Raw genomic sequence first — 13,176 nt, forward strand, 5'->3', positions numbered from 1 at the left:
CGCATGTCCGATGCGGACGCCGCCCGCTGGGACGCGCGGCACGCCGTCGCCACGGTGGCGGTGCCGATGCCGCCCGACGCGCTGCGCGGCCGGGAGGAGCTGCTCCCGGCCGGTGGCGCGGCGCTCGACGTCGCCTGCGGGCGTGGAGTCGTTGCGGCGTGGCTCGCGGAGCGCGGGTTCGCCGTCGACGCGGTCGACGTGTCGCCGGTGGCCATCGCGGCAGGTGAGCGGCTCGCGCCCGGAGTGCGGTGGTGGTGCCACGACCTCGACCGCGGGCTGCCCGACGGCTGCGTCGGCCCGTACGACGTCGTGGTGTGCCAGCGGTTCCGCGACCTCACGCTCTACCCGGTGCTGCGCCGCGTGCTCGCGCCCGGTGGGCTGCTCGTGGTGACCGTCCTGTCGGAGGTCGACGACGAGCCCGGACCGTTCCGCGCGCCCGCCGGCGAGCTGCTGGCGGAGTTCGGCGATCTCGACGTCGTGGCGCACCGCGAAGGCGACGGCGAAGCGAGCCTCGTGGCTCGGGAAGGCGCCGCCTCGCGGTGACCTCCGTGCGACGCGCACTCCCAGACGCCGCGGGGGAGGGCAGGAAAGCCACTTTCCTGCCCTGTGAGGGCCGGAAAGTGGCTTTCCTGCCCTCGCGTGCGGAACGCACGTATCCAGACCCCCTGGCAACGTGTGCGTTGCGCACGCATGCGGGTTGCGGAGCGACGGTGCGCGGGTCAGCGCGTCTTCAGCGACTCCATGAGGCCACGCAGCTTCGACCCCAGGCCGGCCGACCCGTCCACCTCCGCCGCCAGCGCCTCCGGCGATTCCTTGCTCGCCACGACGGCCGCCAACGCCGTAGTGATCGGCACAGATGCGACCAGCCCGATGCTGCCGACGAGCGTGCGGACGATCTCGGTGGCGACGTCCTGCGTCGCGATCACCTCGCCCAGGGTCCGTCCGGAGATCGTGAAGAGCAGCATCAGCGGGAGCGCGGCACCGGCGTAGGCGAGCACGAGGGTGTTCACGGCCGACGCGACGTGGTCGCGCCCGATCCGCATGGCCGCGGCGAACAGCCCCACCGCGCCCAGCTCGGGGTTCGCCCTGCGCAGCTCCCACACCGCGCTGGTCTGCGTGACCGTCACGTCGTCGAGCACCCCGAGCGCGCCGATCAGGATGCCGGCCAGCAGCAGCCCGCGTGCGTCGACGCCGCTGTCGAGGGTCGCGATGAGGTTGCGGGTCTGGTCGTCCAGCCCGGTGAGCGCCGCCCCGGCCGAGAACAACGCGCTGAGAATGCCGATGAGCAGCAGCGACGCCAACGTGCCCAGCACGGCCGTCGACGTGCGCGCGGACGGGCCGTGCGTCATGTAGAGCACCGCGAACATGATCACGCAGGAGCCGACGATCGCGACGGCGAGCGGGTTGTGGCCGGCCAGGATCGAGGGCAGCACGAACCCCATCAGCACCGCGAAGCTCAGCACCAGCGCACCCAGCGCCGCGAGCCCCCTCCAACGCCCGAGCAGCAGCACCGACGCCGCGAAGAGCGCGGCCAGCCAGAACAGCGACCAGCCCCGCTGGAAGTCGGCCACCCGGTACGACGAGGGGTCGTTCGGGTCGGCTCCTGACCAGCCGAGCACGAGGTCGTCGCCGACGGCGAAGCTCGGCGTGCCCGGCTCCACGGGCACGACCTGGATCAGGTCGCGGCCGGGCAGCGGGCCGTCGGACATGCGCAGGACGAGCGCGACGCAGCCCGAGTCGCCCGCGCCGGGGCTGCACTCGGACGCCTTGCTGGCCAGCACTTCGGCCTTGATCGGCTGCTCGGACGCGATCCGGGCGGCCTGCTGGGGCGGGGACCACGGCCAGAGCACGAGCAGGCCGACGAGCGTCGCGACAGCGCAGGGGATGAGCAGCGCGGCGATGAGGATGCGGACCTTCCGGCCGGCCGGCGGGGCCGGGGAGTGCCCGTGGCCGTGGCCGTGCCCACCGTGGCTGCTGTGCCCGCTGTGTCCGGCTGCTCGCGTCGGCGCGGGCTCGTCGTCATCGTCGTCGTCCGCATCGGTCTCCGCTGCTGCAGCGGCCTCGGCAGCCTCGGCGGCGGCGCGGCGCGCGGCGCGTCCGGTCCGGCGTGGCGACGGTGCCGGCTCGGCGCTCTCCTCGGGGGCGTCGTCCTCGTCGTCGTACCCGTCGGGCTCGAACCCGTCCGGCTCCTCCAGGGCGCGCCGCGCGGCGGCCCGGCCGGTCGGGATGGCCTCGGTGGCCGGTGCCGGCTCCGGCCTGGCAGCGGCCCGCGGTACGTCATCGCGACGCCTGCGGCCCGGCAACGGGGGAGGCTCGACCTGCCGTTCACCGGTCCGCTCGCCCGACCTGCGCGGCGGCACCCTGCGCGTCGGCCGGGTCGCGGGCTCGTCGCGGACCGGCGGCGGCGCGGGCTCGTACGCGTCGTAGGGGTCGTCGTACGGGGCGTAGCCGTCGTCGAGCGGGTCGGGGTACGGCGGCTCGTACGGGTCGTCGTACGCGGGCAGCTCCGGCACCCGGCGCTCGTACGGCTCGGCGTAGGGGGCCTCGTAACGGCCTTCCGGGCGCCGGCCGTTGGGCCGCGGACCCTCCACAGGTGGCCGGCGGACGGGACGTCGCTCGGGCGGCGGGCCCGCCGGTGGCCGCTGCGGGGGCGTGGACGGCTGCTGGGTGGGCAGCTGCTGGGTGGGCGGCTGCTGGGTGGGCGGCTGCTGCCCAAGGAGTGGGGGAGCGGGCGGGGGAGCGGCCGGGGGGACGGGCGGGGGCAGGGGGATCACCGGCGGGGGCGGCTCGTCCGGCGGCACCATCGGTGTGCGCCGCGGCGTCACGGCGTTGCGCGGCACCCCGGCCTGCGGATCACGCACCGGCGGCGCCACCGGCGTGCCGCTCGCCCGTCGGGGGGCCGCGGGCAGCGCTTCGGTCGGCGGTGCGTCCACGGCCGCGTCCGGTGGCGGCCTCCGGCGCCTGCGCGGCAGCTCGTCCGGCTCGTCGGGCCGCTGCTCCCGCGCTGCGGCCCGCTGGTGGTCACGTTGTGGATCGGGGCCGCGGCGCTGGGATCGGTGCTGGTCGGAGGCCGGGTCGCGATACGGGTCGGGGCGCGGGGCAGCGGGAGGTGTCGGGTCGGGCCTGCCGCCCGGCTCACGCTCTCGCATGGGTCCATCCTGTCAACGCCGCCCACGGCGTCGCACGCGGCGGCCGTGTTCCAGGGGGTGGCGTCGGTGGACGGCCGGTGACGAGCGCCGGAATCCGCGATGTCCGCCGGCGGGTCATCCCGGCGCTCCGAGGCGCGCGACGGCCCGTTCGGCGATCTCGGCGGGCGTCCCGGTCGCCTCGATCTCGCCGCCGGGCTCGTCGGCGCGCAGCGGTTCGAGCGCGGCGAGCTGGCTCTGCAGGAGCGACGCCGGCATGTAGTGCCCGGTGCGGTTCCCGATCCGGTCGGCGATGAGCGAGTCGGGCGCGACGAGGTGCACGAACCGGACGGACGGGTGGCCGTCGCGCAGCACCTCGCGGTAGGCGTGGCGCAGGGCGGAGCAGGTCACCACCGCGCTGCGACCGGCCGATTCCTGCTCACCGATCCAGGCCGCGATCGTGCGCAGCCACGGCCACCGGTCGGTGTCGTCGAGCGGGGTGCCGGCGGCCATCTTGCGGCGGTTGGCCTCGGGGTGCATGTCGTCTCCTTCCGCGAAGATCCACCCGGTGGTCGCGACGATCTCGGCGGCCACCGCGCTCTTGCCGACACCCGACACACCCATCACCACAAGCGTCACCGTCATGCCCGACAGCCTGGCGCACCGCTCCGGTCGAGCGCTTGCCAACTCCTCGAACACGTGTTCGAATCCCTTCATGCGGTGGAGCGGACAGCAGGTTCTCGACGACGGTGTCGGCACGACCCCGGCGCTGCCGGGCATGCGCGGGTTGCTGCGCTCGGTGCGCACTCCCGAGTTCGCCGGCGCGGTCTTCCACGAGGTGGAGTCGAAGTCGGCGCTCAACCGCATCCCGGAGACGTCGGCGATGCCGTTCCGCTGGACGGTCAACCCCTATCGTGGCTGCTCACACGCTTGCGTCTACTGCCTGGCCGGGCCCACGCGCGTGCTGCTCGCCGACGGCGGCACCCGGCCGATCGCCGAGCTGCGGGTCGGCGACGCCGTGATGGGCACGCAGGTGGTCGACGGCGTGCGGCGGTACGTGCGCACCTCCGTGCTCGCGCACTGGTCGACCACCAAACCGGCCTACTCGGTGCGGCTCGCGGGCGGCACCGAGCTGGTCGCCAGCGGCGAGCACAAGTTCCTCACCGACGCCGGGTGGCGGCACGTGAGCGGTGGATGGTGCCGCTCGGGCCGGCGGCCCCGGCTGCGTGAGGGCAGCGCGCTGCTCGGCCCCGGCCGGTTCGTGCCGCAGGAGCCGCGTGAGCACACCCCGGCCTACCGGCAGGGTTACCTCTGCGGGGTGGTGCGCGGCGACGGGAGCCCGTTCCCGTCCGAGCGGCTCGAGCTGGAGGCGCTCGGCCGCGCCCACCACTTCCTCGCCGACGCCGCCCACACGCAGGCGCCGGCCGTCGCCCTGGCCGGCAGTGGCGAGCCCGGCCGGATCGCGCCAGACCGGGCGCGCGGGGGCATCGCGCCGCTCTCCGACGTCGTGCGGTGGCCGCACCGCGCCGGCAGCGAGTGGTGTGCGGGGTTCCTCGCCGGGGTGCTCGACGCCCGTGGTGAGGTGGCGGGCGGTGAGCTGCGCGTCGTGCACACCGACGAGGAGTTCGTCGGACGTGTAGCGGGCGCGCTGCACCGGCTCGGCTACCGGTTCGCGGTGGAGGCCGCGCCGCGCGGCGCGCGGGCGGTTCGACTGCGCGGCGGGCCCGCGGTGCTGCTGCGGCTGCTGCACGACGTCGACCCGGCCGTCAGCCGGCACCGCGACCTGGAGGGTGCGCAGGTGAGCGGCGCGCGGGAGCTGCGGGTGGCGCAGGTGCGGCCGCTCGGTGTCGAGCTGCCGATGTACGACATCACCACCGGCACGGGCGACTTCGTCGCCGAGGGCGTCGTGAGCCACAACTGCTTCGCCCGCAACACCCACACGTACCTCGACCTCGACGCGGGCGCCGATTTCGACAGCCAGATCGTCGTCAAGGTCAACATCGCCAGGGTGCTGGAACGCGAGCTGCGTGCGGCGAAGTGGGCCCGCGAACCCGTCGCGATGGGCACCAACACCGACCCCTACCAGCGGGCGGAGGGGCGCTACCGGCTCATGCCCGGCATCGTGCGCGCGCTGGGCCGGTCGGGCACCCCCATGTCGGTCCTCACGAAAGGCACCGTGCTGGCCCGCGACCTGCCGGAACTGGTCGCGACCGCGGCGGACGTCCCCGTCGGGCTCGGCGTCTCGATCGCGCTGCTCGACCGCGAGCTGCAGGCGCGGCTCGAACCGGGCACACCGTCGCCGTCGGCGCGGCTCGACCTGGTCAAGAAGATCACCGACGCCGGGCTGCCCTGCGGGGTGATGGTCGCGCCCGTGCTGCCGCTGCTCACCGACTCGACCGAGGCGCTCGACGAGCTGCTGGGCCGGATCGCCGCCGCCGGCGCGTCGCGGGCAACGGTGCTGGCGCTGCACCTGCGGCGAGGCACCCGTGAATGGTTCCTGCAGTGGCTCGAGCGCGAGCAGCCGCACCTCGTCGAGCCCTACGCGCAGCTCTACCGCCGCGGCGCGTACGTCGACCCGGCCTACCGGCAGGCGCTGTCGGCGCGCGTGGCGCCGCTGCTGCGCCGCCACGGCCTCGACCGGTCGAGCGGCCCCTCGTTCCGGCAGCCGCAGCCCGCCGTTGCCGTCCCCGACCCGTCGGGTGAGCAGCTGACGCTGCTCTGACCGGTCGTGGCGGCTCCGGGGGAAACCTGGTGGTCGGCCTCCGGGGGTGTCCGGATAGCCTCGGACCGTGATGCGCACCCATCCCGTCGGCACGCTGCGTGCTGAGCACTCCGGACAGACCGTGACCCTCGCCGGGTGGGTGGCGCGCCGCCGCGATCACGGTGGCGTGATCTTCATCGACCTCCGCGACGCGTCCGGTTCGGCGCAGGTGGTGTTCCGCGAGGGCGAGATGGCCGAGCGCGCGCACCGGCTGCGCGCCGAGTTCTGCGTCCGGATCACCGGCGAGGTCGCGCGGCGCCCCGCAGGCAACGAGAACCCCGACCTCGCCACCGGCGACATCGAGGTCACGGTCACCGACCTCACGGTGCTCTCGGAGTCGGCGCCGCTCCCGTTCCCGCTCGACGAGCACAGCGAGATCGGCGAGGAGATCCGGCTCAAGCACCGCTACCTCGACCTGCGCCGCAGCGGCCCCGCCGCCGCGCTGCGCCTGCGGTCGGAAGCCAACCGGATCGCGCGCACCGTCCTGCACGAGCGTGAGTTCGTCGAGGTCGAGACGCCGACGCTGACCCGCTCCACGCCGGAGGGCGCGCGCGACTTCCTGGTGCCGGCGCGGCTGCGTCCCGGCTCCTGGTACGCGCTGCCGCAGAGCCCGCAGCTGTTCAAGCAGCTGCTGATGGTCGCCGGCACCGAGCGCTATTACCAGATCGCGCGCTGCTACCGCGACGAGGACTTCCGCGCCGACCGGCAGCCGGAGTTCACCCAGCTCGACATCGAGATGAGCTTCGTCGAGCAGGACGACGTCATCGAGCTGGGCGAGACGATCACGGCTGCGCTGTGGAAGGAGCTGGTCGGGCACGAGATCCCGCGACCGATCGCCCGGCTCACCTACGCCGAGGCGATGGCGCGCTACGGCTCCGACAAGCCCGACCTGCGCTTCGCCGTCGAGCTGACCGAGCTCACCGAGTACTTCGCCGACACCCAGTTCAGGGTGTTCCAGAACCCGTACGTCGGCGCAGTCGTGATGCCCGGCGGCGCGAGCCAGCCCCGCAAGCAGCTCGACGCATGGCAGGAGTGGGCGAAGCAGCGCGGCGCGCGTGGCCTCGCCTACGTCCTGGTCGGCGAGGACGGCGCGGTCGACGAGCGCGGCCCCGTCGTCAAGAACCTCTCCGAGAGCGAGCGCGACGGACTGCCGAAGGCCGTCGGTGCCGCGCCCGGCGACTGCATCTTCTTCGCAGCGGGCCACCCGGCCGACGCGCGTGCTCTGCTCGGCGCCGCGCGCGGCGAGATCGCGCGCAGGTGTGGTCTGGTCGACGAGAGCGCGTGGTCGTTCGTGTGGGTCGTCGACGCGCCGATGTTCGAGCGCATCCGCGACGACAAGGGCGTCGAGCAGGGCTGGACGGCCGTGCACCACCCCTTCACCTCGCCGAACGGCGACTGGATGGACCGGTTCGAGGAGTCGCCCGACCAGGCGCTCGCGTTCGCCTACGACATCGTCTGCAACGGCAACGAGATCGGCGGCGGCTCGATCCGTATCCACCGCTCCGACGTGCAGGAACGCGTGTTCGCGCTGCTCGGGATGGACGAGGCGGAGCAGCGGGAGAAGTTCGGCTTCCTGCTCGACGCGTTCGCCTACGGCCCGCCGCCGCACGGCGGGATCGCGTTCGGCTGGGACCGGATCTGCATGCTGCTATCCGGTGCCGAGTCGCTGCGCGAGGTGATCGCGTTCCCGAAGACCGGTGGCGGCTTCGACCCGCTGACCTCCGCGCCGGCGCCGATCACCGCCGAGCAGCGCAAGGAGGCCGGCATCGACGCGAAGCCCGTCGCTCCCGCAGCGGCCGCGCCGTCGGCTGGGCCCTCGGCTCCACCTGTCGCGAAGCCGAGCTAGACGCTGCGCCGTGCTGCACATGAGAGTGATCTCGCCGACCGCGCTCACCGGGTCGGTACGGGATCTGCTGCTGAACGCCCCCGGCGCCACGCACGTGATGGAGCTGCCCGGGATCGCGCTGCAACCGGTCGGTGACGTCGTCGAGGCCGACGTCACCCGCGAGGCCGTCGACGGGCTGCTCGTCGAGCTGTGCGAGCTGGGCATCGATCGCGACGGCGGCGTGACGCTCGAGGCGATCGACACCTCGCTGTCCGATGCCGCGGACGCCGCGGAGGAGGCCGCACCCGGCGACCCGACCGACGCCGTCATCTGGGACGAGCTGGTGTCCCGGACCGGTGAGGAGTCGCGGCTCTCGATCAGCTTCCAGTCGTTCCTGACCATCGCGTGCCTGCTCGCCGCGATCGGCGCGATCACCAACTCGCCGGTCACGGTCGTGGGCGCGATGGTGCTCGGGCCCGAGTTCGGGCCGCTCGCCGCGATGGCCGTCGGGATCGCGCTGCGGCGCGGCGACCTCGTCAAGCGCGGCGCCATCGCGCTCGGTGTCGGCTTCCCGTTCGCCATGGGCATCACCGCGGCGGCGACCCTGCTGTTCGAGGCGGTCGGGCTGCTCAACGTCGGTGATCTCGACATGCTCGACCAGGTCGACTTCATCTACGAGGTCGGCCCGTTCTCGCTGATCGTCGCGCTGCTCGCGGGCGCGGCCGGGATGCTTGCGCTGACCTCGGCGAAGTCGGCGTCGCTCGTGGGCGTGTTCATCTCCGTCACGACGGTGCCGGCGGCCGCGTTCGCGTCGGTCGCACTCGTCGAGGGCCGGTTCGCGCAGGCCGCAGGCTCCGCGCTGCAGCTGTTCGTCAACATCATCGGCGTGATCGTCGCGGCGCTCGCTGTTCTTCTGCTTTCCGGACGCCTACCGCGTGGCATTCGGAGCCGCCGCAGGCTCTCGTCGGGGTAGGGTCGATGGCGATGGTTCGCGACCTGGGCAGTTTTCCCAGGCCGGTACTTGCTGCGCTGTCCGCGGCCGAGCGGTTGCTCACCCGCCGGTCCGGCGCGAGCGTGGTGCTGGCCGATCCAGAGGACCTCGGCGGTAGCTCCCGGTCCGTCGTGGCGCGTGCGCGGGTGGCTCGCAACCCGTTCTCGCTGCCGCGCACGCTCGTCGTCAAGCACTACATCTCCGAGCCGAAAGCCGGGCAGCCCGACCCGTTCCACTACGAGGTTGCGAGCTGCCAGCTGTTCACGGCGCTGCCGGCGGACTCCCGGCCGAGCCCGGTGCTGATCGCGCACGACCCGCAGGCGCGGCTGCTCGTGCTGGAGGACCTCGGGCGCAGCTCGACGCTCGCCGACAAGCTGTTCGGCCCCGATCCCGCGGCGGCGCAGCGCTGCCTGCTCAGCTGGGCGCGTGCGCTCGGGCGGATGCAGGCCGCGACCGCCGGGCGGGAGAACGACTTCGGCGCCCTGCTGCGCCGGCTCGGGGAACGTGCGTGGCGCGACCCGATGGCCGAGGACGCGCGCGCTGCGTTCGCCGAGGTCCCGGCGCTGCTCGAGCAGGAGCTCGGGGTGGTGGTCTCGCCGGCCGCCGGCATCGAGGCGCAGGTGACGGCGCGGCTGCTGGGCGGCACCCGGTACCGCGCCTTCAGCCCGTCCGACACCTGCCCGGACAACAACCTGGTGACCAGCAGGGGCGTCCGGTTCGTCGACTTCGAGTGGGGCTGCTTCCGCGACATCGCGCTCGACGCCGCCTACTTCCGTGTCCCCTTCCCGGGGTGCGAGGCCAGCTTCGCGCTGCCGGCCGGGATGTCGGAGATGATGTTGGAGGCGTGGCGCAACGAGGTCGCGGCGGTGTGGCCCGACTTCGACGACCCCGAACGGCTCGACCAGCAGCTGCTCGACGCCCAGCTGCTCTGGGTGTGGCTGTGCACGTGGTGGTTGCTGCCGCGGATCCGGGTGCGCGACATGCTGATCGGGAGCGACGCGACCCGTTCCCCGCGGATCAGCACGGCGCTCGCGCACTACTGGCGCCAGCTCGCCGTGGCCGCCGACGCCGCCGGCCGCCCCGCCACCGCCGACCTCGGCCTCGCGGTCGCCGGCGCGCTGGCCAAACGCTTCCCCGACACCCCCTCCGCGCTGCCCGTCTACCCGGCTTTCCGCTCCGTCGCCTGACCCCGCCCCGCCGCGAGTCGGGCCCGCGCAGCGCGCGAGTCGGGCCGCCGCCGCGGGTGAGTCGTCACTTCTGGCACGGTGAGTCGTCACTTCTGGCACGGTGAGTCGTCACTTCTGGCACGGTGAGTCGTCACTTCTGGCACGGTGAGTCGCCACCTGGCGCGCAGATCGCACGACCGGAACCGTCGACTCACCGTGCCGAAAGTGTCGACTCACCGTGCCGAAGGTGTCGACTCACCGCGTCGCCCCGACTCGCGCACGTGCTGGGCAGGACTCGCGCACGTGTTGGGCCCGACTCGCGGTGGTGGGGTAACGGTGCAGGTCAGCGGGCCGGTGCGGCACCGAGCGTTTCACGAGCGGTCCTCGACACGTCATCCCGCGCACACCGTGGCGGAGTCGGCATCGGTGATCGTGACATCCGTGACCGCGCTCCAGCCGATGTTCGCGCCGTCCTCGACCTCCGGCGCCCTCGCCGAGCCCGCATCCCGGCAGGTGCGCGTCCTCGCCACCATGGGCGATTCCACCCCCGCCGGTCTCGGCGATCCCGTCGCCGGTGGCTGGCGCGGCTTCCCCGTGCTGCTGGGGGACGCGCTCGGGGTGGCGTCGCTGGTGAACACGGCCAGGACGGGCGCCCGGGTCGCCGACGTGCGCCGCGAGCAGCTCGCCGCCGTACTCGCCGCCCGGCCCGACGTCGCCGTGATCTTCGTCGGGATGAACGACACTTTGCGTTCCGACTTCGACCCCGACGCCATCCAGGGGGACTACCTGGCGATGGTCTCGGCGCTGCGCGCGGCCGGAGCGCACGTCCTGATGCTGCGCTACCACGACCACACGAAGGTCTTCCGGCTGCCGGCGCCGCTGCGCCGCGCGCTCGTGCGGCGGGTCCTCGCGCTGAACGCCGTCTGCGACGCGGTGTGCGCGTCGGAGCCAGCCGGGATCGGCATGCTCGACCTCGACGCGCTGCCCGGCGGCTACGACCGCGACGCGTGGGCCGTCGACCGGCTGCACCCTTCTGAACGCGGTCACCGGATGCTCGCGGCGGGGTTCGCCGAGCTGCTGGAACGTGCCGGGTACGCCGTCCCGCAGCCCGTGAGCCTGGAGTGCTCCGGCGGTCGGGAGGTCACCGCGCTGCACCGCGCGGCGTGGCTCGTCGTGAAGGGCCTGCCTTGGCTGATCCGGCGCGGCGGCGACCTCGGACCCGTCATGATCCAGGCGCTCGCCTCGGAGCTGCGCCGCCGCTGACCCCGAACCTCCCCACCGTTTTGTGCACTTGCGCGCCGTTTCGGCGCGCATCCACCCAAAACGGTGGGGAACTTCAGGCGGCGCGCCGCTGCGGCTCGGCCGGGGCGGGCCCGCGGGGCGTGGCGACGGCGAGCTGCGCCTCGATCCGCCACAGCTGCGCGCGGGTGCACGTCGGGCAGATCCACGTGACGGTGCCGTCGGGTTCGTGCTGGCTGCTCCAGGCGAGCCCGGCCACGTCGGCCGGGGTGCGGGCGAGCGCGCAGAGCGGGCAGCGCGGTTCACGGCCCATGGTGTCTGTGTCCATGTCGGTACACCCTTGCCGGCCGACTTTGCAGCGCTGTGAACGCGATGCGAAAACTGCGCTGCGTTGACGTCCGACTACTCGCCGTCAAAGAAATCAGAGAGAACGCACAAACCGTTCGATCCGCACCAGCGCCTCCTCCAGAAGGGGCAACGCCGTTGCGTACGAGCAGCGCACATGTCCCTCCCCGGACGGCCCGAAGACGCTGCCCGGCACCACGGCCACGTGCTCCGCGTGCAGCAGTCGCTCGGCGAACGTCTCCGAGTCGAGCCCAGTCGATCGGATCGACGGGAACGCGTAGAACGCGCCGCCCGGCTCGGGGCAGTCGAGCCCGGTCTCGCGCAGGCCCTTCACGAAGACCCTGCGGCGCCGGTCGTAGTCGGCGACCATCTCGTCGACGTCGTCGCCGGGCCCGGACATCGCCTCGACGGCAGCCACCTGCGAGACGTGCGGCGCGCACAGCATCGTGTACTGGTGCACCCGCACGGCCAGCTCCGCGACGGCCGCGGGCGCGCAGATCCAGCCGACCCGCCAGCCCGTCATCGCGTACGCCTTGGAGAAGCCGCCGAGCACCACCGTCCGCTCGCGGGCGCCGGGCAGCGCGCCGAGGCACTGGTGTGCGCCGGTGTAGGTGAGCCGGTCGTAGATCTCGTCGGAGATCAGGTAGAGGTCGTGCTGCTCGGCGAGGCGCACCAGCCCTTCCAGCGCCGAGCGCGGCTGCACCGCGCCGGTCGGGTTGGCCGGCGAGCCGATCAGGATCGCCTTCGTCCGTGGCGTGATCGCCGCGGCGACGACGTCCGCATCGACCGCGAACCCGTCCTCCCACCGCGTCGGCACGGCCACCGGTGTGCCACCGGCGAACGCGACGCACGGCTCGTACGCGACGTAGCACGGCTCCGGGATGATCACCTCGTCGCCGGGGTTCAGCAGCACCCGCAGCGCGAGGTCGAGCCCTTCGGACACACCCGTGGTGATCAGGCACTCCGTGCCGGGGTCGTAATGGGCGTCGTACCGCGCGGCGAGGTCGGCGCAAATCAGCTCGCGCAGCTTCGGCAGCCCTGCGTTGGACGTGTAGGTGGTGTAGCCGTGCTCCAACGCGTAGATGCCGGCCTCACGGATCCGCCACGGCGTGACGAAATCGGGCTCGCCGACCCCGAGGGAGATGACGTCGTCCATCTCGGCTGCGATGTCGAAGAACCGTCGGATCCCCGAGGGCGGGCAGGCCGCGATGACCTCGTTGAGCGGCTTCACGGTGTCACGGGGAGTCGGTGGTCCGGCTCGGGCTGGCTGAACGCGTCGCCGTCGCGCTTGTAGGTCTTCAGCACGAAGTGCGTCGCCGTCGACTGCACCCTGTCGATCGTCGAGAGCTTTTGCGAGACGAAGTCCGACACTGCGCGGATGGTGCGTCCGGTGACGGTGCAGCGCAGGTCGTGGCTGCCCGAGACCAGGTAGACGCTGCGCACCTCGGGGAAGCGGGCGATGCGAGCGGCGACGTCGTCGAAGCCGACCCCGCGCGCCGGCGCGAGCGAGACGTCGATGAAGGCGGTGACGGTCTCGCTGGTCGGGTCCTCGTCGACGGTGTCCCAGTCGACGACCGCCTTGTACCTGCGGATCGCGCCGGACGCCTCCCACGTCGCGATCGCCTCGCTGACCTCCGCGACCGGGAGGCCGGTCATCGTCGCGATCGTGTCGTGGCTGAGCTGGGCGTCACGCTCCAGCAGTTCGAGGATCTGCCGCACGGCTC

Annotated in this window: 11 protein-coding genes; 6 read left to right on the forward strand and 5 right to left on the reverse strand. The window is 73.3% G+C overall.

All coding sequences use genetic code 11. The features are described from left to right. Nucleotides 1–3 precede the first annotated feature (3 nt). Nucleotides 4–543 carry a class I SAM-dependent methyltransferase gene (locus LL648_RS17180; RefSeq protein ID WP_232663584.1) on the forward strand — a complete coding sequence of 180 codons (540 nt, stop codon included), beginning with the start codon at nt 4–6 and terminating at the stop codon, nt 541–543. Between the two features lie 176 nt (nt 544–719). Here the strand turns inward: LL648_RS17180 and LL648_RS17185 are convergent, their stop codons facing one another. Both LL648_RS17185 and LL648_RS17190 read right to left on the reverse strand, forming a co-directional pair. After that, a complete protein-coding gene (locus LL648_RS17185; RefSeq protein WP_232663585.1) occupies nt 720–3,149 on the reverse strand; it encodes a YibE/F family protein in 2,430 nt (809 codons plus the stop codon). Between the two features lie 114 nt (nt 3,150–3,263). Next, nucleotides 3,264–3,770 carry a gluconokinase gene (locus LL648_RS17190; protein WP_232663586.1) on the reverse strand — a complete coding sequence of 169 codons (507 nt, stop codon included), beginning with the start codon at nt 3,768–3,770 and terminating at the stop codon, nt 3,264–3,266. Nucleotides 3,771–3,840: 70 nt separating this feature from the next. Here LL648_RS17190 and LL648_RS17195 point away from each other — a divergent pair, with 70 nt between their 5' ends. The 5 genes from LL648_RS17195 to LL648_RS17215 all read left to right on the forward strand — a co-directional run bounded on the left by LL648_RS17195 (nt 3,841) and on the right by LL648_RS17215 (nt 11,131). Continuing rightward, nucleotides 3,841–5,847, forward strand: a complete 2,007-nt coding sequence (locus tag LL648_RS17195) for an intein-containing Rv2578c family radical SAM protein (RefSeq protein ID WP_232663587.1) — start codon at nt 3,841–3,843, stop codon at nt 5,845–5,847. Between the two features lie 67 nt (nt 5,848–5,914). Beyond that, nucleotides 5,915–7,732, forward strand: a complete 1,818-nt coding sequence (aspS, locus tag LL648_RS17200; protein WP_232663588.1) for an aspartate--tRNA ligase — start codon at nt 5,915–5,917, stop codon at nt 7,730–7,732. Between the two features lie 10 nt (nt 7,733–7,742). After that, a complete protein-coding gene (locus LL648_RS17205) occupies nt 7,743–8,684 on the forward strand; it encodes a DUF389 domain-containing protein (protein ID WP_232663589.1) in 942 nt (313 codons plus the stop codon). 11 nt (nt 8,685–8,695) lie between these two features. Beyond that, nucleotides 8,696–9,889 carry a hypothetical protein gene (locus LL648_RS17210; RefSeq protein WP_232663590.1) on the forward strand — a complete coding sequence of 398 codons (1,194 nt, stop codon included), beginning with the start codon at nt 8,696–8,698 and terminating at the stop codon, nt 9,887–9,889. Nucleotides 9,890–10,309: 420 nt separating this feature from the next. Continuing rightward, nucleotides 10,310–11,131 carry an SGNH/GDSL hydrolase family protein gene (locus LL648_RS17215; RefSeq protein WP_232663591.1) on the forward strand — a complete coding sequence of 274 codons (822 nt, stop codon included), beginning with the start codon at nt 10,310–10,312 and terminating at the stop codon, nt 11,129–11,131. 73 nt (nt 11,132–11,204) lie between these two features. Here LL648_RS17215 and LL648_RS17220 read toward each other — a convergent pair whose 3' ends face one another. The 3 genes from LL648_RS17220 to LL648_RS17230 form a co-directional block, all read right to left on the reverse strand. Next, nucleotides 11,205–11,435 (reverse strand): hypothetical protein, encoded by a 231-nt coding sequence (locus LL648_RS17220; RefSeq protein WP_232663592.1) that lies wholly within the window; start codon nt 11,433–11,435, stop codon nt 11,205–11,207. Nucleotides 11,436–11,528: 93 nt separating this feature from the next. Then, nucleotides 11,529–12,683 carry an aminotransferase class I/II-fold pyridoxal phosphate-dependent enzyme gene (locus LL648_RS17225; RefSeq protein WP_232663593.1) on the reverse strand — a complete coding sequence of 385 codons (1,155 nt, stop codon included), beginning with the start codon at nt 12,681–12,683 and terminating at the stop codon, nt 11,529–11,531. Next, a complete protein-coding gene (locus tag LL648_RS17230) occupies nt 12,680–13,171 on the reverse strand; it encodes an Lrp/AsnC family transcriptional regulator (RefSeq protein WP_232663594.1) in 492 nt (163 codons plus the stop codon). Before LL648_RS17230 ends, LL648_RS17225 begins: the two co-directional genes overlap by 4 nt. Nucleotides 13,172–13,176: the final 5 nt, after the last annotated feature.

This window comes from Pseudonocardia sp. TRM90224 (genome assembly GCF_021245725.1).
GTDB lineage: Bacteria > Actinomycetota > Actinomycetes > Mycobacteriales > Pseudonocardiaceae > Pseudonocardia.

Excerpts from the sequence above, each read along its gene's own strand:
- LL648_RS17180 (WP_232663584.1), top strand. The coding sequence starts at position 4 with ATGTCCGATGCGGACGCCGCCCGCTGGGACGCGCGGCACGCCGTCGCC.
- LL648_RS17185 (WP_232663585.1), bottom strand. The coding sequence starts at position 3,149 with ATGCGAGAGCGTGAGCCGGGCGGCAGGCCCGACCCGACACCTCCCGCT.
- LL648_RS17190 (WP_232663586.1), bottom strand. The coding sequence starts at position 3,770 with ATGACGGTGACGCTTGTGGTGATGGGTGTGTCGGGTGTCGGCAAGAGC.
- LL648_RS17195 (WP_232663587.1), top strand. The coding sequence starts at position 3,841 with ATGCGGTGGAGCGGACAGCAGGTTCTCGACGACGGTGTCGGCACGACC.
- LL648_RS17210 (WP_232663590.1), top strand. The coding sequence starts at position 8,696 with ATGGTTCGCGACCTGGGCAGTTTTCCCAGGCCGGTACTTGCTGCGCTG.
- LL648_RS17220 (WP_232663592.1), bottom strand. The coding sequence starts at position 11,435 with ATGGACACAGACACCATGGGCCGTGAACCGCGCTGCCCGCTCTGCGCG.